We start from the raw sequence: 25,787 nt of genomic DNA, 5'->3' as shown, positions 1-25,787 counted from the left end.
GCGGAGCGAACATGACGCGTCGAAAACGTAATGCCAAGATCGTCGCCACACTGGGACCATCGAGTTCCGACCTGAGCACCGTGCGCGCCCTGTTCGATGCCGGCGCCGACGTGTTCCGGCTCAACTTCAGCCATGGCACGCATGCGCAACATCAGGAGCGCATGGAGATCATCCGCCGTGTCGAGCGCGATACGGGGCGGCCCATCGCTGTGCTGCTCGATCTGCAGGGCCCGAAGCTGCGCATCGGCACGCTCGCCGATGGTCCGGTCACGCTGCAAGCCGGAGCGGCGTTTCGCGTCGATTTGGACCCCACCCCGGGCGACGCCACGCGTGCGCCGCTGCTCCATCCGGAAATCTTCGCGGCACTCGAAACCGGCACGGAATTGCTGGTCGACGACGGCAAGGTGCGCCTGAAGGTACTGCGCTTCGGACCGGACTTCGCCGACACGCAGGTCATCACCGGCGGCACGATATCGGATCGCAAGGGTGTGAACGTGCCCTCGGTGCTGCTGCCCATTCCGGCCATGACACCCAAGGATCGCGCCGACCTCGAGTTCGGCCTGACACTGGGCGTCGATTGGGTCGCGCTGTCGTTTGTGCAAAGAGCCGAGGACGTGCACGAGGTCAAGGCGATCGTCCAGGGGCGCGCAGCCGTGCTGGCCAAACTGGAGAAGCCGGCCGCGATCGACTCGCTCGATGCGATCGTCGATGCGGCGGATGCGATCATGGTCGCGCGCGGCGACCTGGGGGTCGAACTGCCGGCCGAACAAGTGCCGCGGATCCAGAAGCAGATCGTCAGAGCCTGCCGGGCCGCCGGCAAGCCGGTCGTCGTTGCGACCCAGATGCTCGAATCGATGATCGCCGCGCCGGTTCCGACTCGGGCCGAAGCCTCGGACGTGGCCAACGCCGTGTACGACGGCGCGGACGCCGTGATGCTGTCGGCCGAGTCCGCCTCCGGCAAATACCCGCGCGAGGCGGTGGCGATGATGGACCGCATCATCGCCGAGGTGGAATCCGATCCGGACTATCGCAGCGCGATCGACGCATCTCACACCGCGCCGCAGGCCGCTGTCGCTGACGCGATCTGCCTGGCCCTCCAGCAGACCGCGAAGCTGCTGCCGGTGGCGGCGATAGCCACCTACACGCGATCGGGTTACACCAGCCTGCGCGCAGCCCGGGAGCGGCCGGCGGTGCCGGTGCTGAGCATCACTCCGGAACTCGCCACCGCGCGCCGTATGGCGCTCGTCTGGGGCGTGCATCCCGTGAACGCCGACGAAAGCATCAGCGACGTGCCTGACATGGTGGACAAAGCCTGCGCGATCGCTCGACGCGAAGCCTTCGCGCAGGCGGGCAGTTTCGTCGTCATCGCCTCCGGGATGCCTTTTGGTGTGGTCGGCACGACCAACTTCCTCCATATAGCCAAGGTCTGAGCGCCATGCCCGGGATGTCAACGCAATCCATGCATCGACATCCCGGGCAAATTCGCGCCACGCGACGAACCGGGCCGCGAGGTGTTGGCGATAAAGGCAAGCGAGAAGCCAATGTCGTTTCAGTGCGAAGTGCTGCCCGGCTTGCGGCGCGCAGTTACCTTGATTCGTCGTGCTGCACGATCGCGCACACCGCCGATGCCGTCGCCACGAGCTTGTCGTCCTGCCACAGCTCGCCGGACACGTTGCACACGCCGCGCCCCCGGCGAACGAGCGTCGAGCGTCCAAGCAGCTTGCCCACCTTGGCCGGCCGCAAGAACGACGTATTCAGACTCAGGGTGGCGCACTGCTCACCCTCACTGAGGGTGGACACAACGAGCAACGCAGTCACGTCGTCAAGCATCGCGGACAGAATGCCACCCTGTATGTGACCGGCCGGATTCAGGAACGCCGGCGCGCCGACATACTCGGACTCGAGCGCCCTATCGCTCAGCGAGGCAACCCTGCCGCCAAGCGCTTGCGTCACCGGTGGCGGCGCCCCCTCCGGGCCGAAGAGCCGTTCGTGAACCCGGTTGTGATCGATTTCCATTGATTGCCTCTCTCCATCTCGAAGCGCCTGTGCAGCCGCTGTCGCGCTTCATCGAATCCGGCTCTATGCGCCGCGGAACGCGGGCTTGCGCTTTTCTTTCCACGCGAGCGCACCTTCGCGCAAGTCATGCGACGCATCCGACTGGGAAACGTCGCGCCGAAACTCGCTTTCGTCGAACGTACCGCTGGCGATGCGGTTCAGATGTTTCTTCATGCCGAGCAGCGCAAGCGGCGCCATGCCGGCCAGCTCGCCGCTCAGGCGCTCCACTTCCTGATGCAGCGCCTCCGGCGCCACGACCGTGTCGAGGAAGCCACACGCCAGCATCTGCGCCGCGTCGAACGTAGCGGCCGTGAGCAGCAGCTTCTTCGCCACATTCAACCCGAGCCGCGACACATATCGCTGCAAGCCGCCGCGATAGAACAGCAAGCCAAGCCGCGCGGCCGGCACGAACATCTGGGTCGGCTCCACGCCGATGCGAAAATCGCAGGCAAGCGCGAGATCAGTCGCGCCACCGTAGACGCCCCCGTTGATCGCCGCGATCGTCACCGGACGTGCACGCTCCAGCTCGTTTGCGAGTTCCTCGAAGCTCGCGCCCGCATTGCCGTCGGCCACGCTGCCGATGTTGAAGCCTGCGCAAAAGTGCCGCCCTTGCGCGCACAGTCGCAGCACGAGCACCTCGCGTCGCGCGTTGACGTCGCGAATGAAGCCCCCCAAGGTCTCCAGATCTTCCAGTTCGAGCCGGTTCGCCATATCCGGACGGCGCAGCGTGATGGTCGCGATCGCGCCGGCGACGTCGAGTGACGGCGCCAGGCCGGGCGAATGTGCGGCAGGTTTCGAGGTCATCGTCGGCTCAGTGAAAGTCGTAGATCTGCATGGTGGTCTCGCCCGCTTCGATGCGCTTGCAGATGGCAGCCTCGTCCGCTTCGCGCTTTACAGCCTTCTCCACCACGTCCGAGGCGCGCGCGCGCGGAATCGCAACCACGCCATCGCGGTCGCCGACGATCAGATCGCCCGCGCTGATCGTGACGTTGCCGATCATCACCGGTTCGTTGATCCAGCCGATCGCGCCATAGTCCTTGCCCGTGCCCCGGATCGACAGGCCCCGTGCGAACACCGGAAAGCCGATCTCCTCGAGCAGGTCGGCATCGCGCACGCCGCCGTCGATCACAAGGCCGGCCAGTCCACGCTCCCTGGCGGCCGTCGTCATGACCTCGCCCCAATAGCCGTGCTCGTAGACGCCATTGGTGTACACCACGAGCACGTCGCCGGGCTGCGCGAGCACGAGCGCACGATGCAGCCAGAGGTTGTCGCCGCCCGGCGAATGCACCGTGATGGCGGTGCCGCAAATCCTGAACCGGGGCGCGATGGGCTTGATGGACCAGGGCAACGCGCCGATCTTGCCGCCCGCCTCGTGCAGCGTTGCCGCGGGCAGCCTGCGCGCGGCTTCGACGACGCTCGTCTCCACGCGCTCGAACGTCGTGCGTACCGTAGTGGCCGGATTGTGTTCTTTCATCGTCATTGCTCCCGCGTCTGCAACTGGTGGTACTTGAACTGCTTGCGCGCTTCATCCAGACGCATCCCGCCGCGGCACGCTTCGCGAATCGCTTCCTCGGCACGATGAATGGTTTCGGCCACGTCGAGCACCGCGTCTTCGTGCTCTTTCGGGATCGCGATGACACCGTCGGCATCGCCGCGCAGAATATCGCCGGGTTGCACGCGCGCGTCGCCGATATTGACGGGCACGTTCGTCGCCTCCACCTGCACGCGATCCTTGCCGGTGCGCATCCAGTGATCGCGGCTGAAGACCGGATAGCCAAGCTTCAGGCACAGCGCAACGTCGCGGCACACGCCGTTGATCACGGTGCCGGCGATGCCGCGGCGGTGCGCGATCTCTGTCATGATGTCGCCCCACACCGTGGCATCCTCACGGCCGTTGTTGTCGAGCACGATCATGCTGCCGACCGGCACGTCGTCGATGAAGTCGCCGACGGTGCCCGGCGGGTTCGCGGCCGGGCCGTACTTGATCGTGAACGCACGGCCCGCGGTGCGGAACCCGGTGCTTCTGGGCTTGATCTTGTAACACTGGCCGGCGATACCGAGCTTGTCGAGGGCGTCGGAGAGCGTCGCGGTATCGAGCTTCGCTGCACGCTCGACATTCTTGTCATGGTTCGTCATGGTTCGGATTCCTGCGTGTTTGCTGAATATGTCCGGAGGCTAGCGCTTACTTGAGCATGTGCTCGTAGCTGCCGCCCATCACCTGGCCGACCGGCATGCCGGCCAGAATCGCCTTGGCCATTGCGGCTTCCTTGTTGACGATCATTTCGGCGGTCTCGAGCACGGCTTCGATGTCGGCGGCGCGAATGAAGATCACCGCGCTGTTGTCGGCCACCACGTAGTCGCCCGCGTTCACCGTCACATCGCCGATCTGCACCGGCACATTGGTGCCCTTCTCGACCACGCGCGCACGCGCGGTCCGGGCCGTGGTCGCGCGGCTGAACACCGGCAGCTCGTAGCCAATGGCCTCATCGATATCGCGCACCGGGCCGTCGGCCACCACGCCCGCCACGCCGCGCACCCTGGCGGCGAGCGACAGCAAGCCGCCCCAGCAACCCGCTTCCACGCCGCTCTTCTGCTCGACGACGATCACGCTCTCGGCATCGGCCTGCTCCACCGCGGTGCAGCCGAGGTGCACGGGCGGTCCCGGGGGCGCTTCGCCCGTGCCGAGCTTGACCGTGATCGCGCGGCCCGCGATGCGGCCCGAGCCGGCGCGTTGCGGCAGACCGCTCACCACGCCGTTCAGCTTGAGTTTGTCGAGTGCGTCCGACACGGCGCAGCAATCGAGCCGGCGCAGGCGCTGTACGTTTTGGTCAGCCATGATGTGTTGTGCTTTCCTGATAGAAACGTGAAGTGTCATGCATGCGTCCCGCCCCACGCGGAAGGGACTACCGCATTCAGTCGAGTGTGCGCCAGGCCGCGAACGCGAGGCCCGTGCCGGTCAGGGCCGCCGTGCGGTAGCCGGGCACATAGCGGACCCATTCGAGATCGAGCGCCTTGAGCGCCTCGACGCCGATGATCCAGTTGCGGATTTCCGAGCTGCCGGCCTGCAGCTGCTTCGGATCGAGCCCGGCCAGCCAGTCGCTGTCCTTGCGGCGGATCGCGTCGATGATGTCGTTGTCGAGCTCCTCGTCCACCACGAAGTGCGAGAGGCCTCCCGACGCGAGCACGCCCACGCGCAGATCTTCCGGATAGGACTCGATGAGCTCGCGCAGCGCGCGGCCGAGCTGGATGCAACGGCGCGGCGTGGGCTGGTTCGGCGGATCAAAGGTGTTGACGATGACCGGAATCACCGGCAGGTCGATATCCTGCAGGTAGCGCCGATGAATGAACGAGAACGCGTGGCCCTCGTACTGGTCGCGCTCGAGACCGTCCATTGCCGCAATGTCGAAATCGCGGTTGCACAGTTCGCGGATCAGCCACCGGGCCATGTCGGCCTTGACCGGATAGTGCACGTCGGCATCCGGCTCCTGGCGCATCGTGCGTGCCTTCGCGTACCAGCTTTCGTTCGGGCTCGACACGCGCTTTGCGTTGCGGATCGTCTCGCCGTAGTAGATCGCGAAGGCCGGATTGTTGGTGGTGCGAAAGAGCTCCGTCTGGTCATCGCCGACCACGAGCAGCACGTCGAGCTTCGCCGCGCGGATACGCTCGCGCAATTCGTCCATGGCCGCTTCGGCCTGATCGTAACGCTCGCCCATCTTCCCGGACGTCACCATCGCCTCGGCATCCGGCGGCGCGATCTTGAGCAGCGCTTCATAGGTCGTGGGGTTGCCGAGTCGATCGAAGTAATGCGGATTCTTCGGATCGACCTGCTTGAAACCGTGCTGCCAGTCCTCGCGCTGGCAAACCAGCATGATGCTGTGCGATGAACCGAATCCGGCGACCAGTCGTGCCATTTCGTCTCTCTCCCATGCCTTCCATTAAGGTGCGTCAGACCACGAAGGCCGAGCGCCACTGCTCAATCTGCTGATTCGTATAACCCAGTTCGTTCAGAATCGCCTGCGTATGCTCGCCTTGCTCAGGGGCCAGGCGCGGTGTCTCGGCGCGCGGGTATCGTGAAAGACGGAACGGCGTGCCAACGAACGAAACTTCGCCCCTGCCCGGCACGTTGGCGGGCCAGGCGATGCCAAGATGCTTGACCTGAGGATCGTCGAATACTTCGTTGACCTGGTAGATCGGGCCGCACGGCACGCCGACCTTGATCAGCAACTCGGTCCACTCGCGCGTGGTGCGCGTGAGGAACACCTCGCCCACCGTCTTGTTGACCGCATCGCGGTTTTCTACGCGCGCCGGGTCCGATTCGTAGCCGGGCTGGCCAATGAGGTGCTGCAGGCCGAGCGCCTCGCACAGGCGCGCAAACATCGAATTGCCGATTGCGGCCAGGTTCAGGTAGCCATCCTTCGTCGGGAACACGCCGGTCGGCACCGTGAGCGGATGCTCGTTGCCGACCTGCTCCGGCACCTTCCGGTCCACCAGCCATTGCGCGGCCTGGAAGTCGAGCATCGCGATCTGTGCCTCGAGCAGCGAGGTCTGCACCCATTGGCCTTCGCCCGACACTTCGCGCTCCAGCAGCGCGACCAGGATCGCCTGGGCGCAGAAGTGCCCCGCGCACAGGTCGGCAAGCGGAATGCCAACGCGCATCGGGCCTTCGCCCGGCTTGCCGGTCAGGCTCATGAGGCCGCCCATGCCCTGCGCGATCGAGTCGAAACCCGGCCACTTCGCATACGGGCCATCCTGGCCGAAGCCCGAGATGCTCGCGTACACGATACGCGGATTGACGGCGCGCAGCGCTTCATAGCCAATGCCGAGGCGCTCCTTGACGTCCGGGCGGAAGTTCTCGATAAACACGTCGGCACGCTTGACGAGTTCTTGCAGGATCGCGAGACCGGCTGGGTCCTTCATGTTCAGCGTCAGGCTTTCCTTGTTGCGATGCAGGTTCTCGTAGTCGGCGCGATTGTGGTCACGCCCGCCGATCATGTCGTCACCGCCTGGCGCCCCAGGCGGGATCTCCAGCTTGATCACGCGCGCGCCCATATCCGCGAACACGCGCATGGCCGCAGGGCCCGCGCGCACGCGCGAGGCATCGAGGATCGTGAAGCGCGACAGCGGCCCCTTCTTCGCATCGTGCCAGCCATGCTGTTGCTTGAAATCCGCAGACATGCTCAATCTCCTTCAAATCGGCGCGAACATCGGCACCGGATAAGCGCCCTCGCTGGGCTTGAACACCACCTTGACGCGCTGGCCGATCGACACCGCGGCCGGGTCGCAATCGACGAGGTTGGTCAACATCGTCACGCCCTCGTCGAGGCTCACGAAGGCCAGCGTGTAACGCGCCTCGTCCTTGCCCATCGTGCTGAACGAATAGACCGTGCCCAGGCCCTTCGTATCGAGCCACTCCGTATTCGCGCTCATACAGTGCGGGCAGATGTCGCGCGGGTAGTAGTGCGTCTCGCCGCAGTCCTCGCAGCGCTTCACGAGCAGACGCCCGTCTTTGGCCGCCTCCCAGAACGGCATTGCCTCGGGCAGCACGCGCGGCGCGGGAATGCGGCGCGGGCCGATTGGCTTCGTAGCCGGTTTGGCGTCCGGAGCGCTTGCACCAGCCATCGCTTGATTCGTGCTCATGGTTACTCCCGTTCCAGGATCAGCGTGCCCGCGGTATGACGCGACGCGAGCGCGCCGCCGATCCCATTCGCAAGCGCGATATCGCAGTTCTTCACCTGCACGGCGGGATGCGCCTCGCCGCGCAGCTGGCGCACGGCTTCGATCACCTTGGTGACGCCGCCGCGGTTGGCCGGATGGTTGTTGCACAATCCACCGCCATCGGTGTTGAACGGCAGCTTGCCAACGCCGGAGATCAGGTTGCCATCCATCACGAACCTGCCGCCCTCGCCCTTTTTGCAGAAACCGAGATCTTCGAGCTGCATCAGCACCGTGATCGTGAAGCTGTCGTACAACGACGCATACCGGATGTCCTGGGGCGTGAGGTCAGCCTCGGCGAACGCAGCCGCACCCGACCATTCCGCCGCCGACCATGTGAGATCGATCTTGCCGCCTGCCGCATGCTTGGGTGCTTCACCCGTACCACGCACCTTGACGAGCGGGCGCTTGAGCTGCTTCGCGATTTCCGGGCGCGCGACGATCAGCGCGCCGCCGCCATCGCTCATCACGCAGCAGTCGAGGCGGTGCAGCGGATCGGCGACCATCGGCGAATTGACGACATCCTCGACAGTCACGACATTGCGCAGCATCGCGTTCGGGTTGTGCTGCGCGTGGTGCGACGCCGCCACCTTGATCCACGCGAGCTGCTCGCTCGTGGTGCCGAACTCGTACATGTGCCGTTTCGCAACCATGCCGTACAGGTTCTGCGTGGCAGGGCCGAAGGGCAGCTCGAACTGCACTTCGGGCGCGTCGGGATCCGGCGCCTTCAGCGACAGCGCGGCGCCCGCGGCACGCGGACGGCCCGCGAGCGTGATCAGCGCCACGTTGCAGCGGCCGGCCTTGATCGCTTCAGCGGCGTGCGCGACGTGCAGGATCGGCGCGGACCCGCCGCACTCGGTCGAATCGACATGGCGCAGCTCGAGGCCCAGATATTCGGCGACCGTCGTGGTGCCGAGGCCGGGTGCGTCACCGGCGCAGAAGTAGCCGTCGATGTCGTCCTTCGTCAGGCCCGCATCCTCGAGCGCGCCCTTCGCGACGTCGGCGTGCAGACGCAGCACCGAAAGATCGTTGGCCTTGCGCGTCGGATGCTCGTAGGCGCCGACGATATAGGCTGCTCCGTTCAAGCTCATTCAGCTTTCTCCTGTGCGAGACGCTGCGCCGTGAAGCGCTGCAGATGCCATGTCGCGTCGCCGTAGGTCATGTTGATCGCGAACATGCGTTTCGCGTAGTGGCCGACGCGGCACTCTTCGGTCATGCCCATGCCGCCGTGCAGCTGGATGCCCCATTCGCCAGCCGTGCGGCACGCATCGCCGACGTACGCCTTCGCAGCCGACACGAAGCGGCGGCGGCGTTCGGGATCGTTCTCGTCCACGGCCATCGCGGCGGCGCAGGCCATCGACTTGCTCTGTTCGAGCGAGATCAGCATGTCGGCCACGCGGTGCTGCAGCGACTGGAATTTCGCGAGCGGCGCGCCGAACTGCGTACGGGTCGTCAGGTGTTCGGCCGTGTGTTCGAGCAATGCCTCGAGCGCGCCGACCGATTCCGCCACCAGCGCAGCGTTCGCGCGGTCGAGTGCGGCGTCGATAAGGTCGTGGGCCGCACCGGCGGCGCCGATCAGATCGGCCTTGCTCACGACCACGTTGTCGAATGTGACGTGAGCGGCTTCGCGCGCATCGATCGTCTCGAAGTTGCGCAGGCTGACGCCCGCGGCTTTCGCATCCACGAGGAAGAGCGACAGGCCTTGCCTGTCGCCACGCTGGCCCGAGGTACGCGCCGCCACCACGAAGGCATCGGCGGTCGCGGCGTCGAACACGATGATCTTGGTGCCCGTGATTTTCCAGCCGTCACCGGTTTCGGCGGCAGGCACGGCCAGCCGCGTGATGTCGTAACGCGCGTCGGCTTCGCTGACGGCGAGCGCCAGCACCTTCTCGCCGGTTGCCGCGGCTTCGAGCCACCTCGCCTTCTGCTCCTCGCTGCCGGCCGAGCCGATCAGCGCCGCGGCCGGCAGGCCGCTCGCGAGCCAGCCCGCACCGCCCAGCGCACGGCCGAGCTGCTGCGCGACCAGCATGGTTTCCACCGCGCCATAGCCGCCGCCGCCATGACCGGAATCGATCACGAGGCCGGTAATGCCCATTTCGGCAAGACCCTGGCGGCGCTTTGCGGCGAGCTCCTTGTCCTCGGCGTTGCCACGCTGGTGTGCGGGATATTCGCCTTCGCAGAAGCGGCGCACGGCATCCTGCAGCGTGACGTGATCTTCAGTCAGAGAAAAATCCATGTTCTTTTTTCCGCCTCAAGCATTGAAGAACGCGCGGCTGATCAGATTGCGCTGCACTTCGTTTGTGCCGCCGTAGATCGACACCTTGCGCGCGTCGAAATAGTTCGCCGCTACCGCGATCAGTTCGTCCGGGCTCGGACCTTCGTAGCCGGCCACATCGAGCATGGCCTGCTCGTCGAACGGCACGCTGAACGGGCCGGCGATTTCAGTCAGGAGTGCATAGATGCCCTGGCGCAACTCGGTCCCGCGTACCTTGAGCATCGGTGCCTCGACCGACGGCACGCGGCTCGCCTGATTCGCGCTCAGCATGCGCAGGCCAGTGAATTCGAGGGCCATCAGTTCGATCTCGAAGCGGCTGATCCGCGCCTGCAGGAGCGGATCGTTTTCGAGGCCCTGCTGCTTTGCGAGGTGCCGGGCGCGCGCGAGTTGCTGCTTGCACGAACCGATACCGGCGATGCCGGTACGCTCATGGCCGAGCAGGTACTTCCCGTAGGTCCAGCCCTTGTTCAGTTCACCGACGAGGTTTTCCTTCGGCACGCGCACGTTGTCGAGGTAGACCTCGTTGAGGTCGGCGCCGCCTTCGAGCATCCTGATCGGGCGGACTTCCACCCCCGGCGCATGCATGTCGATCAGCAGGAACGAAATGCCTTCCTGAGGCTTTGCTGCCGGATCGGTGCGCACGAGTGCGAACATCATGTCGCACCAGTGAGCATAGGAGGTCCAGACCTTGTGGCCGTTCACGACGAAATGCTCGCCTTCATCGTCCGTGGCAAGCACTGCCGTCGTGCGCACTGCGGCGAGGTCCGAGCCCGCGCCCGGCTCCGAGAATCCTTGCGCCCACCAGGTTTCGCTGCGCAGGATCTTCGGGATGTACCTCGCTTTTTGCTCAGGTGTGCCAAAGGTATTCAGCACGGGGCCAAGCATGTTGATGCCGCTCGCCACGATGCGCGGCGCACCGCCGAGCAACGTTTCCTCATCGAAGATGTAGCGCTGCACGTGCGTCCAGCCCGGACCGCCATCTTCCTTCTTCCATGACGGCGCGATCCAGCCCTTCTCGTAGAGTTTTGTGTACCACTCGACGTAATCTTCACGCTCGATACGCAGGCCGAGTTCGGCCTTGCGCTTCAGGCGCGGCGACAGGTTCTGCTTCACGAATTCGCGCACTTCGGCGCGAAATGCCTGGTCCTCGGCAGAGAATTCCAGTTTCATTCGATATGTCTCCTCTGACCCGGGGCTCAGTGATGGGCTGGGCCCTGGGCGCCGCAGATCACAAGGGCGTCGAGCGCCAGAACGCGGTCCGGATAGGCGACCAGCGGGTTGACGTCGATTTCCGTGATTTCGGGGTTGGCACGCATCTGGTCGGCGATCGCCGCCACGGCCTTCGCCACCGCCTTCGTGTCCACGCCTGCCGCGCCGCGCACGCCGTCGAGCATCGCCGCGGCCTTGAGTCGACCCAGTTCGACGACGATGTCCTGTTCTGCCATGTCGGCGGGCACGAGGCGCACGTCCTTCAGGACTTCGATGAAGATGCCGCCAAGACCGACCAGCACGACCGGCCCCCAGTCGGCGTCACGCCTGGCACCTACCACGAGTTCCAGTCCGCGCGGGCCCATCGCCTCGACCAGCGTGCCGTCGAGCACCAGTTCAGGACGGTGCGACTTCACGCTCGCGTGCAGTTTGTCCCAGCCGGTGCGCAACGCCGTTGCGTCGGCGAGGCCGACCACCACGCCACCCACGTCGCTCTTGTGCGGCAGTTCGCTCGACTGGGCCTTGAGCACCACCGGGTAGCCGATTTCGTCAGCGATCCTGAGTGCTTCGTCGAACGACCTCGCGAGGCCGCCCTTCGGCACCGGCAGGCCTGCCGAAGCGAGCCAGCCCTTGCCCTGGTATTCAGCGAAGATGCCGTTCGGCGGCACGGCGCCCGGCAGCGGGATGGCCTTCGGCGCATCGGTGCGGGCACGTGCGGCGCGCGCCAGCGATTCGCCGTACGCGGCCACGCGGGCGCAGGCACGCAGGGCGCGGTCCGGCGAACGGAACAACGGCACGCCGCTCGCGGCAATCGCTTCCGTGAAGAAGTCTTCGAGCTTGTTGTTGTCGCCCATCACCGTGAGCACCGCGGGCTTGGTTGCGCGCGCAAGCGCTGGCACGAGGTGGTCGGCCTTGTCGCGCTGTGCGATCGACGGGCCGCCCATGATCGAGAGCACCAGCGAGCCGATGTTCGGATCGGCCAGCACCGCGTCGATCAGCTCGCCGATCAGTCCCGGGTTGCGCACGCCGATCGTCGTGTAGTCGAGCGGATTGTCGGCCACGGCGTAGTCGGGCAGCAGCCCGGTCAGTTTCTGGAGGGTCGGGTCGGTCAGGCGCGGCAGCGTCAGGCCGATGTCCTCGGCGAAATCGAGCGTGATGTTCTTGACCGCGCCGGAAGCCGTCATGACGGCCGTGCCGGCCGCTGGCGGCACCGGGAAGCGCGCGAGGATCGTCGTGGTGTCGAATAGCTCGTCCAGCGAATCGACCACCACCACGCCTTCACGCGCCAGCAGCACGCTCGCGCTCGCATGGTCGCCGGCCAGTGCGCCGGTGTGCGACTGCGCGGCCTCACGGGCACGCGCGCTCTTGCCCGGCATCAGCATCACGATCGGCTTGCCGGCGGCGCGCGCTTCGCGTGCCAGTTGCAGGAACGTCTGCGGACGGCGGATCTGTTCAGCGTAGACCGCTATTGCACTCGTTTGCGGATCGGCGATGAACCATGCCAAATAGTCTTCGATACCGAGGCTTGCCTCGTTACCGGTGGAGACCGTTGCCGTCATCGGCTGGCCACGGCCCATAAAGGCGTCGCGCAGGTTCGCGGCCATCGCACCGCTTTGCGCCACCACACCCACGCCGCGGCGGCCGCCGCCCGGGTACGGTGCCACGGCTTCGAAGGTCACTGGCACACCGGCCTCGAAGTTCGTGAAACCCATGCAATTCGGGCCGATCAACGCGACGCCGCCTTCCGCGGCGACGCGTGCGAGCGCCTCCTGCTTCGCGCGACCTTCGTCGCCGGCCTCGGCATAGCCCGAAGCGAAGATCACGGCGGCGCCGGCCTTCAGCCTGCCGAGCGTGCGCACCGTATCGAGCACGCCGGACTCCGGAATGCACAGGACCGCCAGATCGATGCCTTGAGGCAGCGCCTCGACGCTGTCCACGCAGGCACGGCCGTTGATTTCCTGGCTGCTGCGCGACACGAGGTGGATATCGCCCGCGTAACCGAAACGCTCGAGGTTCTGCAGCACGAAGTTACCGAAAGCACGCGGGTCGGCGGATGCCCCGACGATCGCAATCGACTTCGGCTTGAGCACACGCTCGACAGGCTGCACGCCGGCTACATCTAAAAGGCTTTTGCTCATCTGATCTGACCTGTGATGTTGACTGAACCCGGCTCTGGCATACCAGAACCGCTGTAGTTGTACGGATTCTGGCATACACTGACGCCTGTTTCAACACACCAGACATACAAAACTACCCCTGGTATTTCCCCTATAAGCCGCCTCAAAAGCCCTGATAAACTCTCACATCACATTGAATAATAATAGTTTTTCAGTCTTTTCCCAGCGTGCGGAGCGGCACGGCTCGAGCGTCAATGCAAACCCTTAATTGAATGCCATGAAACGCTTGTGGTATATTTTTATCACCCGAAACACCTGTGCAGCCACGCCTCAATGAAACTTGCAGCCGACCCCACTCTTAAGCGCAGCGAAACTCCCGCGCGCAGTAGTGCCAGTCGCGCGAGCGATATTCGCGCCACCCTGGAGGCCGCTATCGAGCTGGGTGAACTCGCCCCGGGCGCACCGATCGACGAGCGTGCGCTGGCCGCCCGCTTCAATGTGTCTCGCACGCCGGTACGCGAGGCGCTTCAGCATCTGGTCGCGCGCGAGCTGGTGGTGGTTTCGCCGCGTCAGGGCATCACGGTGGCGCGACTGTCGATTGCCAAGGTGCGCGCCATGCTGGAATACATCGGCGAACTCGAGGCACTGTGTGCCCGTTTCGCAGCGCGCCGCGCCAGCGACGAGCTGCGCGAACAGCTGGACCAGATGCTGGTGGTTTGCCAGCAGGCCGCCGTGGCGGGGGATGCGTCCCAGTATGCGCTAGCCAATACGCAGTTTCACGAGCTGATTTACGAAGGCAGTCGCAACCAGTACCTGGCCGCTCAGATCCGCACCGCTCGCCGCCGTTCGGCACGTTATCGCGTGGCAGACCTGCGCAACCGCAGCCAGATCACGCGTTCGCTGCAGGAGCACTTCGAAATCGCGCGCGCCATCCAGGACGGCCACGAAGCCCAGGCAGCCGAAGCCATGATGAAGCACGTCCCGGCCGGCACCACCGGTTTCTCCGAATTCCTCGCGGCCGTGCCGCGCCACTTCTTCGATCCCGGCGAAGACTGACACGCCGTGCCATCTCAACGAATCCACGGAGGAGACATGCCCCAATCCATCGACGTTCCAGGCCTCGCGCACAAGGTACCGATTCCGGTCGGTTCGCGAATCGGCAACGTGCTGTGCTCGTCGGCGATCGCCGGCAAGGATCCCGCCACCGGCAAGCTCGCCGAGACCCCGGCAGAACAGGTGCGTCTCGCGTTCGAGAACGTCAGGCGCTTCCTCGCGGCAGGCGGGGCCGCGCTGGACCACGTGGTGAAACTCGCTGTCTACGTCAAGGACGACTCGGTGCGCGAATACATCGACGCGCAGTGGCTTGCCTTGTGGCCCGATGCCGCGCATCGCCCGGCACGCCATGTGACCGTGTACGACCTGCAGCACGGCATGGTCATCCAGCTCGAAACCCTTGCGGTGATCGCGTAAGCGCCGCAAGCCCTTTTGGCTCACCGCCGAACTTAACACTCCGAACCGAACTGAGGCTCAACCATGATCATCGATTCCCACGCCCACGTCGTCATGCCACCGCAAAGCTTCCGCTACATGGCGGAGCTGGTCGGCGGCCGCGCGAACCCGTCGGCCAACCCGAACATCCCGGACGAGTCGGTGCGCCAGCAGGCCGAGGAACTCGTGCGCAGCATGGATGCAGTCGGCACCGACGTGCAGTTCATCTCGCCGCGCCCGTACCTGCAGATGCACTCCATCAAGCCGTCGCGCGTGACTCAACTTTGGACGCGTCACTGCAACGACCTGATCAAGCGCTTCGTCGACATGTTCCCGGACCGCTTCCGTGGCGTGGCCGGCCTGCCGCAATTCATGAACGAGTCGCCGGCCGAGCACTGCGTCGCCGAACTCAAGCGCTGCGTCAACGAACTCGGCTTCGTGGGCACCCTGCTGAACCCGGACCCGACCGAAGGCGAAGGCCCGGCCCCGGCTGGCCTTGGCGACCCGTTCTGGTACCCGCTGTATGACGCGATGACCGAACTCGACGTGCCCGCGCTGATCCACTCGGCCGGCAGTTGCAACCCGCGCGAGTCGTACACGCTGAAGTTCATCAACGAAGAGAACATCGCCGTCATTTCGCTGCTCGAATCGAAAGTATTCGAGAAGTATCCGAGCCTGAAGATCGTGGTCGCGCACGGCGGCGGCGCCATCCCCTACCAGATGGGCCGTTTCCGTGCGTGGGCGGCACGCCGCAACAGCCCCGTGTCGTTCGACGATCAGTTGAAGAAGCTCTACTTCGACACCTGCAACTACTCGAAGGATTCGATCGAACTGCTGCTCAAGGTCGCCGGCACGGACAACGTCATGTTCGGCACCGAGAAGCCTGGCACCGGCAGCGCGCGAGATCCGGTCCTGGGCCGAGACTACGACGATATGAAACCGGTGATCGAGAGCATCGAATGGCTGACCGAAGCGCAGCGCAAGAACATCTTCGAATGCAACTGCACGCGCGTGTACACACGTGCGTTCCGTAACTACAAGTCCTGACGCGCGCAACGCGAGGAGTACTCATCATGGCAATGAGCCGCGAAGACAACGAACTGCTCACGCGCGTCGAGAACGGCGCGCCGATGGGCGAGATGATCCGCCAGCATTACTGGATGCCCGCCGTGCCCTCGGCCACGCTGGAAGCGGACGGCGCGCCGGTGCTGGTGCGCCTGCTCGGCAGCAGCTACGTGGCGTTCCGCGCCACCGACGGCCATGTCGGCGTCGTCGACGAACTGTGCCCGCACCGCCGCACTTCGCTGATGATGGCGCGCAACGAAAACAACGGCCTGCGCTGCATCTTCCACGGCTGGAAAGTCGATGCATCGGGGGCCGTGGTCGAGGCGCCGAACCAGGTCGGCGACCAGGAGCAGTTCTGCAAACGCGTGAAGACGAGCCAGTATCGCGTCATGGAACGCGGCGGCGTGGTCTGGGTGTGGCTCGGCAAGGGCGAAACCCTGCCGCCGTTTCCGGAACTGCCGTTCATGGACCTCGCGCCCGAACACCGCTCGGTGACGAGCGTCGAAGTGCCGACGAACTGGGTGCAGGCGGTCGAGGCCTCGATGGATTCGTCGCACGTCGGCGTGCTGCACGAGTCGACCACGCAGATTACCGCGGGCGGCGGCAACGAACGCATGATCATGACGAAAGCGCTCGCGCCGCGCTTCGAATTCGAGGATCGCCCGTACGGCTATCGCTACGCGGCCCTGCGCGACATGCCGGACGAGAAGGTCTATGCGCGCGTGAACAACTTCGTGATGCCCTGGTACGGCATCATCTGCCCGCCCGACGCGAAGGGCCCGACGACGGTGTTCTTCTCGACACCGGTCGATGACCTCACGCACCGCGCGTGGTTCATCCAGTACAACCCGCACCGTCCGCTCGGCATGACCATCATGTCGGCCACACCGGACGTCTGGAACTTCCCGCCGCTGCCGCCGGGCCCGCGCGAGCAAGCGTTCGGCCAGAACCGCGACCTGATGAAACGCGGTCACGCGACCGGCTTTTATCAGCACCTCGGCACGGAAGACTTCGCGATGTTCCTCGGCCAAGGCCCGATCTACGACCGCACCCAGGAGCAACTTTGCTCGGCCGACGGTGCCGTGCTGCGCGTGCGTGCGCTGCTGCTGAAGGCCGTGCGCGAGTTCATGGCCGGCAAGACGCCGACGCTAGCCGACAGCCCGCAACTCGATTACTCGAAGGCCGTCTCGTTCGGCGGCGTGCTGCAGGCAGGCGACGACTGGCGCACCCTGACCGATACACAGTAAGAGCCATTGCCATGACCACCATGCTCGCACCTACTCTCAAGCTGCGTATCGCGTCGGTTGACGCGCCCACCTCGCTGATCAAGTCCTTCACGCTCGAGGCCGAGGACGGCGCGTTGCTGCCGGGCTTCGAGCCGGGCGCGCATATCCAGGTTGAGATTCCGGCCGCTGACAGCGGCGTCGCGCAGTGGCGTTCGTATTCGCTGATCAACACGGATCCGCAGCAAGATACGCGCTCTGGCGTGCACGCCTACCGTCTCGGCATCCGGCGCGAGGACGAGGGTCGCGGCGGTTCGCGCTTCATGCACACGCTGCGGACCGGCACCACGCTCACGGTGCGCTCACCCGTCAACCACTTCCCGCTCGCCGCGCCGCCTTCAGTCATCCTGATTGCCGGCGGCATCGGCATCACGCCGATGGCGGCCATGGCAGCGGAACTGAGCGCGCAGAACCGCGACTACACGCTGCATTTTTCGGGGCGCACGCGCGACGCGCTGCCGTTCGTCGAAGAACTGCGCGCCTTCGCGGGCAAGCGCCTCGTAGTGCATGCCGATGACGAGGGCACCACGCGCCTGTCGATCGACACGCTACTCGATGACGCGCAAGTCAATCAGCCGATCTACGTGTGCGGGCCGGCCGGCATGATCGACGCGGTACTCGCCGCTGCACGCCATCGCGGCTGGCACGAGTGCGACCTCCATTACGAACTTTTTAGCGAAGCCGCACCGCAGGAGGGCGACACCGCCTTCGAGGTCGAGCTGAAGTCCTCCGGCAAGGTACTGAGCGTGCCGGCCGACAAATCGGTACTCGACACATTGCTCGATAACGGCGTCGATGTCATGTACGACTGCCGCGCCGGTTATTGCGGCCTGTGCTCCACCCAGGTCTGCAGCGGCGAGGTCGACCATCGCGACACCTACCTGTCGGACACCGACAAGCGCGCCGGCAAGGTCATGCAGGTCTGCGTTTCGCGCTGCAACAGCAAACGCCTCGTGCTCGACCTGTGACTGCATTTTCAGCCCATCAATCAGCATGACTGACCATTATCGGACTTATATCCAACGGAGCGCCGTATGAGCGAAACTCTGGTTACCTATGAACTCGACGGCGCAGTGGCGTTGATCGGCCTGAATCGTCCCGACAAGCGCAATGCGATCAACGAAGACGTGATTGCGCAGTTGCGCGACGCTGTCAACCGCGCCGGCGACGAAGCCATGTGCGGTGTCATCTACGGCCATGGCGGAAACTTCTCGGCCGGACTCGACCTGCGCGAGGCCCTGTCGCGAGCCACCGGGCAGGCCGCGCCACCGAAAAAGCGCCGCCGTCACTCGTGGCACGAAGTGTTCGATCTCATCGCACGCGGCCCGATTCCATTCGTTGCAGCGCTGCACGGGGCCGTCGTCGGCGGCGGTCTTGAGCTGGCGACCGCCGCTCATGTACGCGTCGGCGACAAGACCTGCTTCTTCGGCCTGCCCGAGGGCCAGCGCGGCATCTTCGTGGGCGGCGGCGGCACGGTTCGCATCCAGCGCGTTGTCGGCTACACCCTGATGGCCGACATGATGCTCACGGGCCGCCTGCTGAACGCCGAGGAAGGCCAGCGCGAGCACATCATCACCTACCTGACACCGGAAGGCGGCGCACTCGAGAAGGCAAAGGAACTCGCGGCGAAGATCGCGCAGAACGTGCCGGATACCAACTGGCGCATCACGAACCTGCTGCCGCGTGTCAACGATCTCTCGCACGAGGACGGCCTGTTCCTCGAGTACATGAGTTCGAACATGATGCGTTCGCCCGAAACCGCCGCCCGTCTGCAGAATTTCGTGGACGGTAACGCCAAACTCGTCAAACCGGAGTAAAGCCTGCATGAGTATCCCCGCAGAACTCACGCCGCAGGAAGCCGCGGCACTGGCCCATGTGAAAGCCGCCGAACAAGCCGCTGCGCAGATCCCCGTTCCCGCCGGCGTCAAGCCGCGCGACATCAGCCGCACCGCCGTGATCGGCGCCGGCACGATGGGCGGCGGCATCGCCATGGCACTCGTCGCCGCCGGCATTCCGGTCACGCTGATCGACGCCAACGACGATGGCCTCACGCGCGGTCTTGCGCGCATTCGCGACAACTACGACGGCAGCATCAAGCGCGGCAAGCTGGACGTTGCCACGCGCGACGAGCGCCTCGGGCTCATCACGGGCTCGACCTCGATTGCCGACGTCAAGGGCGCCGACATCATCATCGAAGCCGTGTTCGAGGATCTCGGCCTCAAGCAAGGCATCTTCCGCGAGCTCGACCTGCACGCGAGGCCCGGCGCAATCCTTGCAACCAATACGTCGGGCCTCGACATCAACGATATCGCGGCTGTCACGAAGCGCCCGCAAGACGTGGTCGGCGCGCACTTCTTCAGCCCTGCGCACGTGATGCGCCTGCTCGAAGTCGTGCGTGCGGACCAGACCTCCGACGACGCCGTGGCCACGCTCATGGAACTGGGCCGCCGCATGGGCAAGGTGTCAGTCTATGCGCGCGTCTATCCGGGCTTCATCGGCAACGCGCTGTTCCGCAATTACAACCGCGAAGCGCATTTTCTCGTCGAAGACGGCGCACTGCCGCACGAGGTCGATGCCGCGCTCAAGGATTTCGGCTACGCAATGGGCGTCTTCGCGGTGCACGACATGGCCGGTAACGACGTCGGTTATCAGACGCGCAAGGCGCAGATGGCCACGCGTGCAAACGACCGCCGCTGGAACGATCTCATCATGAAGCTCGTCGAGAGGGGGCGCCTCGGGCAGAAGAGCGGCAAGGGCTGGTATCGCTATGAAGCGGGCGAGCGCACGCCGCATCGCGATCCGGAAGTCGAGCAATATATCGTCGAGGAATCGGCGCGCATGGGGATCGCGCGTCGCCCGATCTCACCGGACGAGATCATCAAGCGCTGCATGTACGGCATGATCAACGAAGGCGCAAAGCTGCTCGAGCAAGGCATCGCGCTGCGCGCGAGCGATATCGACATCGTGTACGTGACCGGCTACGGGTTCCCCGCCAAGCGCGGCGGACCGATGTACTACGCCGACCAGATCGGCCTCGCCAATATCTATCAGGACGTTTTGCGTCTGTACGAAGAGTACGGTTACTGGTGGAAGCCGGCGCCGCTGCTCGAGAAGCTCGCGTCCAGCAACGGCAGATTTGCCGATCTTTGACCCCGCGGTAAAGGGTGCGCCGGGCAGCCGGCGTCACCCATCTGCTAAAGCCCTCCCCGTTTGCGGGGGCTTTGTCGTCCTGGGGCCTGCCGCTCACTCGTCTTCGAAGACAGGTTCCGTCGATGAAACCGCGTCATCGCGGCCCGAAGCGGGCGCGCCTGCGAAGTATTCGGGCGGCAGCGTGGCGAGGAACTCCGAGAAGCCCGAATCGCCGCCCGGGGAATGTTCAGCCATGGCCGCCCCGGCGGCGGCTTCGTCGCCCGACAGCAACGCTTGCGCCAGCTTCTGGTGATCGGCAATTGCCTTCTCGCGCCGGCTTGGCGCCAGAAACGGCTTGGGCCTGTAACGTGAAATCAACCGGCGGATCGAGCGAATCTGATCGGCCAGGTAATCGTTATGGCAAGCATTGCAGATGACTTCGTGGAATGCCGAGTTGGCGCGCGCGAAACCTCGCGCATCATTTTCCTGCAATGCGGCCACGCCCTGGTCAACGGCCTTTTGCAGTGCTGCTCGCTGCGCGTCATTCATGCGCCGCGCTGCCAGGCGCGCCGACACGATCTCCAGCTCGCTGAGCAGCTCGAGCACGTCACGCAGCTGCGGCACCGACATTTTGTTCACGAATACACCCTGCCGCGGCACGATCTGCACGTACTGCTGGGCAGCGAGCTGCTGCAGCGCCTCGCGGATCGGCGTGCGCGACACATTGAAGCGCGCCGCCAGCGCCCGCTCGTCAAGCGTCGCGCCCGGGACCAGTTCACCGCGCTCGATTTCCGCTTCGAGAAGCGCCTTGATTTCGGCCGATCGGCTCAATTTCGGGACCTGATTCATCGAATGAGAATCACAAACATGAGAAGTTGAACGAGATAATGCGCACGCGAGCGTGCACTCCTATGATACTCCATTGGTATACCAGATGTTGAGTGCCATCCGATCGAACATGCAAAACGGCGTCGTGCCTGGACACGACGCCGTCGGGCAATGCTCGCCGAGAAAGCTTAGCTGTTCTTCAGATGACGCTGCGCGCAGAAGTAATGCACGGCCGACCAGAGCAGCACCACGGTCACCGCCAGCATGGCATAGCGCACACCATTAGCCGAGGCGTCGTGACAGGCCATCGCGAGCGGACCCTGCAACGTGGCCGCGGCACCATGCACCCCCTTCGGCACAGTGCACACCTCATGGAAATTGCCCTGCGTGAACAGGTGCGAAGCAATACGGTCGCTCAGGAAACCGACCACCGGCGTACCCAGGCCCTGTCCAATCAGGTTCATCAGCAGGAAGACAATTGCCGACGCGGTAGCGCGCATGCGCGGCTCGACAATGCTTTGCACCACGGCAAAGGTCGGACCGTTCCACAGGTTGAGCGCGATCGTACCGACGAATAGCAGAGCGACGCTCACCTGCCACTGGTTCGAGATAAACGCCAGCGCCAGCGCCGGGAAACCCAGCGCGGTGCCGATCGCCGGGATCCGCGCATACCAGCGGCGGTCCTTGGCGCTGGCCCAGTCCGCGGACACGCCGCCGAGAGTATTGCCGATGATCCCGCCCACGCCGAGCACCAGACCGAAAATCAGGCCGGCCTGAGCAAAGCTCATGTCGTAGGCGCGGATGAAATACATCGGGATGAACAGGTTGATGCCGTACTGCGCAAATGCACCGATCACCGTACCGAGCAGCATCTGCACGAAGGCGCGGCTGGAGATCAGCAGCTTGAACACCTGACCCATCGGTGGAGCACTGGTACTCGTATCGGCAGCAACACCATCAGCGCCGCCGCGCTTGGGCTCGCGCAGCGTGAGCCACGCCAGCAGACCCAGCACGAGACCCGGCAGCCCCACCACATAGAACACCGGACGCCAGCCGAGATGCTGCACCATCCAGCCGCCGCCAAGCGCGCCGGCCAGCACGCCAATGGGCGGGCCCAGCGCATAGATCGCGAGCGCGCTTGCCCGGCGGCGCGGTCCAAACTGGTCCGCGATCAGCGAATGCGAGGTCGGTGTGCTGCCCGCTTCGCCGATCCCCACGCCGAGGCGGTACAACATCAGCTGCCAGAAGGCGCCTGCCGTGCCGCAGAGCGCAGTCATCGCCGACCAGGCGATGATCGAGATCGAGATCAGTACGACGCGGTTGAATTTGTCAGCCAGACGCGCGATTGGCAGGCCGAGCACCGAATAAAAAATGGAGAAAGCCAGGCCGCCGAGCAGGCCGACCTGGAGATCGCTGAGGCTCATCTCGGTCTTCACGGCCTGCCCAACGACCGCCACGATGATGCGATCAACGAAGCTCGACGCATAGATCAGCACCAGCACCAGCAAAAACCAGCTGCGATACCAGCCGCTGCCCGACCTCGCACTCACTTCCTGGGCAGTAAGTTCTCTCATCTAGATGTCTCCATAAGCTCCGGCAATCCCGCTGGCCCTGCCAGCTTGACGGTTGTCGCTGAGCTATTTGTATACCACGGAAACCTATGTGGAATTATAGGTCGATTTTCATGCATAAATCCCAGCCACGCAATAACCAAGCAGAGGCGCACGCGTCAAGGTTCCCACCTGGCCACGCGTGCTCGCATGCACCGGCCCGCGCGCACCGGCGCGCCGCGAAACGTTAGAAGAGGTGGCGGATGCCGACCTGCACAGCCAGCTGGTTGGCCGTGGTGGAAGCGTTGTTGCCAAACAGCGCGCCGCCAGGGCCCGGCACGGAGTAGGGGGTCGACACGAGGAAGTTGTCCGCGTGCTTCTGCCCCGCGAACGCGTGCTGCAAGACGCCAAACACGTACACGTCGGTGCGCTTCGAGAGTCGATAGTCCACGCCTGCCGTGTAGAGGTCGTACTTGCCGAGCTTGTGCTGGTCCACGTAGGTGAAGCCACCGCCCACCGTAAGCGCCGGCCCGAACCTGTAGGTCGTCCCCAGTTCGTAGGCGCCTACGGTCACCACGCCGCGCGGGCTTTGCGAAGCATTCGTGTAGGTGTACACGCCATTGATCGACCACGCATTGGTCAGGCTATACATGCCGCCCGCCGCGATCGTATAGATCGATTGCGCGTCGAGCGCGACCTGCGCCATCGTGCCCACGCCGCGCGCCGCGTTGCCACCCTGCGTCTTCGTGAAGGTGAGCGCCCCCGAGTAAGGCGCGTTGAAGTTGCCGGTCGGGCTGTACTTCACGCCAGCGCTGATCACGCGCGGGTTGCCCGTCGGCGTACCGCCGAAGGCGCCAGGAATGTTACTGAAGCCGTACATCACGCCCGCGGTGACGCCGTGCCAGGTCGGCGTTTCGTAGCGCACCATGTTGCTCACCGGCTCGCCCGCGAGACGGTCGATGTCGTACGCACCGTGGAACGCGTAGGACGGCGCAAACTGGGCGACGTTGGTGTAGTAAGAGGCGTAGTCGTAGATGAAATCGTAGTCGTAGCCGGCGATCAGCGTGCCGAACGTCGAACTCTGCAGCCCCACGAAAGCGCGTCGCCCGAACAGCGCGCCGCCGTGGCTCGCGGTACCCGTGTTCAGCGAAAAGCCGTTCTCCAGGGTGAAGATCGTCTTCAGACCACCGCCGAGATCCTCAACCCCGTGCAGGCCCCAGCGTGACGCCTGGTTGATGCCGTCATCGAGCTTCACGAACGAATGGCCACCCGCGTTGTTCACATAGGTGAGGCCATCGCTGACGATCCCGTATAGCGTCACACTGCTCTGCGCGTGCGCGCCTCCCGCCACTGCGGCCGCTATCGCGCCCGCCAATACCTTCTTCTTCACTTGACGATCTCCGTGTATTGCGGGCTTTGGCGCCCGCTTTTATTGCCGGTCTATTTCCTTCGGCTGCCGACAGCTACGAACGACTTGCTGCAAGCGCGGTGACGCGAGGCACGGAAGTCATGCGCGGCCGGCCACACCGCACCACGCCTACAGCCAGCAACGCGTAGCGAATTCCGTATGCCGGGGCGTCATGGCACGCCGCTGTGAACGCTCCCAGCGGCGCGAGTGCCGCGCAAACCAACTTGAACTGTCCCTCCGTCCCGAAGCGCGAGGCAGGTCGATCGATCTGGAATCCTGCCTTTCTGCGGCCAGCAAAGCCCCGGTCCTCGAAACTCACGAGCGGTAACACGCGGGTGAATTCCGTGGCTCGCATATCCGGCGCGACGATGCCGTGCACCACGGCGAAGGTCCGACTGTCCAGCATGTTCAGCGTGACCGCGGCGATGAAAATCCGCGTGACGGTAAAGGCCGAGTAGCCAATAGAGCTTCAGATTGACCTTCGTTGCTTGATCCGCGACGGCAATGACGACCCGGTCGACGAACCGGGCTGCGAGATTCTGCGCTGTCAGCTCTTTCATTTGTGGTGTCTCCGAGGCGGGTTCCAGGTATCTTACGATTCGCTTTTTGTATGCCACAGATCGTTTGTGGGATTTTTTTACGGATTCTGAAGCATAAATTTTCGAGGCGCAAGACTATCTCGCGTCGAAGGCATACTCGTTTTCACCAGGAGAACTTGTCTGATCAATGCATCGGCTAGAGCCAGGGACAAGTCGGAGCGGGCGAGCGCCCGCGGGCCAAGGCGCTAACGGCCGCAAGGCGCGAGGATCGAGGTTGCAAGCCACGGCTAACAGCAATTCGTTGTTCGCGCAACTAACATGGTGCGTGGACCGAGTCGCTTATCTGGCACTACTTCATGCGGCTCTGTCGCGGTTGATGAGAAGCCTGCTGTGATGCGCGTTTTCGAATGTCTGCATTACGCGCTGGATGTGAACCTGATACGTGCGTGATGGTCTGTGCGTCAAACAGATCCGGCGACCCGGCTTTACACGGACCGCCGGAATCCCGCCGTGAGGGAGCAGGTCATCGGCGGGATAAAGCGTCAACCCCTAGCCTGGCTGACCGCGTAAGTCGAAACGAAGACCAGACGCACCGTGTCGCCGGGGCGCACATGCCCAAGATCCACGTCCTTCGCGACTTCAACCGTCACCGGTTGGTAAGCGCCGCGAATCCGCAGCGTCCGGTCCTTGAGGTTGACCGCCTGCACCGTCGCCTCAGCCTCGATCTGATGGGCGACCTCATAGCCCGATGCCTGAAGCAGGAAGACGCCGGTGTCGACACGCTTACGAATACCGTTGACAGGTTCGTCGAGCTTTTACACGTCGACCGCCACAGCGTCCTTGTAATGAACGTCGATCATGGCGCCCGGGGTCACGGCTGCTGTACCCGCCTTTGCCGAAGCCAGGAGTGGCATCTGCACCAGGTTGCCCATCGGTCCGCGAACAGTCATCGTGTTCGATGCGTGATCCACGGCGACGACCTGACTGCGAATCGGAATAGCGGGAGACTGGGCGACGACCTGCTGAGTCGCTGTGGCAAGCGCATCCTGTGCGCAAGCCGATACGGCAACGGACACGCCAAGCAGCAATGCGGCGGCAATGGTGGAAATTTTCATTTCGAACTCCTTGA

At 64.5% G+C, this 25,787-nt stretch carries 25 protein-coding genes and 1 pseudogene; 8 read left to right on the top strand and 18 right to left on the bottom strand.

Annotation, left to right across the window (positions count from 1 at the left end):
- Nucleotides 1–11 precede the first annotated feature (11 nt).
- Nucleotides 12–1,430 (top strand): pyruvate kinase, encoded by a 1,419-nt coding sequence (pyk, locus tag P5W99_RS20215; protein WP_421026891.1) that lies wholly within the window; start codon nt 12–14, stop codon nt 1,428–1,430.
- A 48-nt stretch (nt 1,431–1,478) separates the two neighbouring features.
- Here pyk and P5W99_RS20210 read toward each other — a convergent pair.
- From P5W99_RS20210 to P5W99_RS20150, 13 genes and pseudogenes are all read right to left on the bottom strand, one after another.
- Nucleotides 1,479–1,568 (bottom strand): annotated as a pseudogene (locus tag P5W99_RS20210) (IS6 family transposase); the annotation flags it as partial.
- A 16-nt stretch (nt 1,569–1,584) separates the two neighbouring features.
- A complete protein-coding gene (locus P5W99_RS20205; protein WP_421026890.1) occupies nt 1,585–2,016 on the bottom strand; it encodes a PaaI family thioesterase in 432 nt (143 codons plus the stop codon).
- Nucleotides 2,017–2,079: 63 nt separating this feature from the next.
- A complete protein-coding gene (locus tag P5W99_RS20200) occupies nt 2,080–2,859 on the bottom strand; it encodes an enoyl-CoA hydratase/isomerase family protein (RefSeq protein WP_421026889.1) in 780 nt (259 codons plus the stop codon).
- Nucleotides 2,860–2,866: 7 nt separating this feature from the next.
- On the bottom strand, nt 2,867–3,535 hold the full coding sequence (locus P5W99_RS20195) for a 4-carboxy-4-hydroxy-2-oxoadipate aldolase/oxaloacetate decarboxylase (protein ID WP_421026888.1): 669 nt from the start codon (nt 3,533–3,535) through the stop codon (nt 2,867–2,869).
- On the bottom strand, nt 3,532–4,191 hold the full coding sequence (locus P5W99_RS20190; protein ID WP_421026887.1) for an RraA family protein: 660 nt from the start codon (nt 4,189–4,191) through the stop codon (nt 3,532–3,534). The genes P5W99_RS20195 and P5W99_RS20190 overlap by 4 nt, the downstream gene beginning before the upstream one ends.
- A 46-nt stretch (nt 4,192–4,237) precedes the next feature.
- Nucleotides 4,238–4,891: an RraA family protein gene (locus tag P5W99_RS20185; RefSeq protein ID WP_421026886.1), complete on the bottom strand. Its 654-nt coding sequence runs from the start codon at nt 4,889–4,891 to the stop codon at nt 4,238–4,240.
- Nucleotides 4,892–4,967: 76 nt separating this feature from the next.
- Nucleotides 4,968–5,966: a protocatechuate 3,4-dioxygenase gene (locus P5W99_RS20180; RefSeq protein ID WP_421026885.1), complete on the bottom strand. Its 999-nt coding sequence runs from the start codon at nt 5,964–5,966 to the stop codon at nt 4,968–4,970.
- A 34-nt stretch (nt 5,967–6,000) separates the two neighbouring features.
- Nucleotides 6,001–7,230 carry a CaiB/BaiF CoA transferase family protein gene (locus P5W99_RS20175; protein WP_421026884.1) on the bottom strand — a complete coding sequence of 410 codons (1,230 nt, stop codon included), beginning with the start codon at nt 7,228–7,230 and terminating at the stop codon, nt 6,001–6,003.
- Between the two features lie 12 nt (nt 7,231–7,242).
- Complete coding sequence (locus P5W99_RS20170; protein ID WP_421026883.1) at nt 7,243–7,692, bottom strand: Zn-ribbon domain-containing OB-fold protein; 450 nt, start codon at nt 7,690–7,692, stop codon at nt 7,243–7,245.
- A gap of 2 nt (nt 7,693–7,694) precedes the next feature.
- The gene (locus P5W99_RS20165) at nt 7,695–8,858 is read right to left on the bottom strand and encodes a thiolase domain-containing protein (RefSeq protein WP_421026882.1); all 1,164 of its coding nucleotides are present in this window, start codon (nt 8,856–8,858) and stop codon (nt 7,695–7,697) included.
- On the bottom strand, nt 8,855–10,003 hold the full coding sequence (locus P5W99_RS20160) for an acyl-CoA dehydrogenase family protein (RefSeq protein WP_421026881.1): 1,149 nt from the start codon (nt 10,001–10,003) through the stop codon (nt 8,855–8,857). Before P5W99_RS20160 ends, P5W99_RS20165 begins: the two co-directional genes overlap by 4 nt.
- A gap of 15 nt (nt 10,004–10,018) precedes the next feature.
- Nucleotides 10,019–11,212 (bottom strand): acyl-CoA dehydrogenase family protein, encoded by a 1,194-nt coding sequence (locus P5W99_RS20155; protein WP_421026880.1) that lies wholly within the window; start codon nt 11,210–11,212, stop codon nt 10,019–10,021.
- 26 nt (nt 11,213–11,238) lie between these two features.
- Nucleotides 11,239–13,389 (bottom strand): acetate--CoA ligase family protein, encoded by a 2,151-nt coding sequence (locus tag P5W99_RS20150; RefSeq protein ID WP_421026879.1) that lies wholly within the window; start codon nt 13,387–13,389, stop codon nt 11,239–11,241.
- Between the two features lie 312 nt (nt 13,390–13,701).
- On the opposite strand from P5W99_RS20150, the gene P5W99_RS20145 reads away from it, so the two are divergent.
- The 7 genes from P5W99_RS20145 (at nt 13,702) to P5W99_RS20115 (ending at nt 20,354) form a co-directional block, all read left to right on the top strand.
- Complete coding sequence (locus tag P5W99_RS20145) at nt 13,702–14,424, top strand: GntR family transcriptional regulator (RefSeq protein ID WP_421026878.1); 723 nt, start codon at nt 13,702–13,704, stop codon at nt 14,422–14,424.
- 36 nt (nt 14,425–14,460) lie between these two features.
- Nucleotides 14,461–14,838 carry a RidA family protein gene (locus P5W99_RS20140; RefSeq protein ID WP_421026877.1) on the top strand — a complete coding sequence of 126 codons (378 nt, stop codon included), beginning with the start codon at nt 14,461–14,463 and terminating at the stop codon, nt 14,836–14,838.
- Between the two features lie 63 nt (nt 14,839–14,901).
- Complete coding sequence (locus P5W99_RS20135; RefSeq protein ID WP_421026876.1) at nt 14,902–15,903, top strand: amidohydrolase family protein; 1,002 nt, start codon at nt 14,902–14,904, stop codon at nt 15,901–15,903.
- Between the two features lie 26 nt (nt 15,904–15,929).
- On the top strand, nt 15,930–17,168 hold the full coding sequence (locus tag P5W99_RS20130) for a Rieske 2Fe-2S domain-containing protein (RefSeq protein ID WP_421026875.1): 1,239 nt from the start codon (nt 15,930–15,932) through the stop codon (nt 17,166–17,168).
- 11 nt (nt 17,169–17,179) lie between these two features.
- Nucleotides 17,180–18,172 (top strand): PDR/VanB family oxidoreductase, encoded by a 993-nt coding sequence (locus tag P5W99_RS20125; RefSeq protein ID WP_421026874.1) that lies wholly within the window; start codon nt 17,180–17,182, stop codon nt 18,170–18,172.
- Between the two features lie 66 nt (nt 18,173–18,238).
- A complete protein-coding gene (locus P5W99_RS20120) occupies nt 18,239–19,021 on the top strand; it encodes a crotonase/enoyl-CoA hydratase family protein (RefSeq protein ID WP_421026873.1) in 783 nt (260 codons plus the stop codon).
- A 7-nt stretch (nt 19,022–19,028) separates the two neighbouring features.
- Nucleotides 19,029–20,354 (top strand): 3-hydroxyacyl-CoA dehydrogenase, encoded by a 1,326-nt coding sequence (locus P5W99_RS20115; RefSeq protein ID WP_421026872.1) that lies wholly within the window; start codon nt 19,029–19,031, stop codon nt 20,352–20,354.
- 93 nt (nt 20,355–20,447) lie between these two features.
- Here P5W99_RS20115 and P5W99_RS20110 read toward each other — a convergent pair whose 3' ends face one another.
- The 5 genes from P5W99_RS20110 to P5W99_RS20090 form a co-directional block, all read right to left on the bottom strand.
- Complete coding sequence (locus P5W99_RS20110) at nt 20,448–21,164, bottom strand: GntR family transcriptional regulator (protein WP_421026871.1); 717 nt, start codon at nt 21,162–21,164, stop codon at nt 20,448–20,450.
- A 185-nt stretch (nt 21,165–21,349) separates the two neighbouring features.
- Nucleotides 21,350–22,663 carry a spinster family MFS transporter gene (locus P5W99_RS20105; RefSeq protein ID WP_434664446.1) on the bottom strand — a complete coding sequence of 438 codons (1,314 nt, stop codon included), beginning with the start codon at nt 22,661–22,663 and terminating at the stop codon, nt 21,350–21,352.
- Between the two features lie 295 nt (nt 22,664–22,958).
- Nucleotides 22,959–24,101 (bottom strand): porin, encoded by a 1,143-nt coding sequence (locus P5W99_RS20100; RefSeq protein ID WP_421026870.1) that lies wholly within the window; start codon nt 24,099–24,101, stop codon nt 22,959–22,961.
- A gap of 1,099 nt (nt 24,102–25,200) precedes the next feature.
- Entirely contained in the window at nt 25,201–25,365 is a 165-nt protein-coding gene (locus P5W99_RS20095) for a hypothetical protein (RefSeq protein ID WP_421042694.1), read from the bottom strand.
- A gap of 108 nt (nt 25,366–25,473) precedes the next feature.
- On the bottom strand, nt 25,474–25,773 hold the full coding sequence (locus tag P5W99_RS20090; RefSeq protein WP_421026869.1) for a hypothetical protein: 300 nt from the start codon (nt 25,771–25,773) through the stop codon (nt 25,474–25,476).
- Nucleotides 25,774–25,787: the final 14 nt, after the last annotated feature.

The sequence above is a fragment of the Paraburkholderia sp. A3BS-1L genome (assembly GCF_051125215.1).
Taxonomy (GTDB): domain Bacteria; phylum Pseudomonadota; class Gammaproteobacteria; order Burkholderiales; family Burkholderiaceae; genus Paraburkholderia.
The sequence above is the reverse complement of the archived record's forward strand: the minus strand, read 5'-3'. Positions and strand labels throughout refer to the sequence as shown.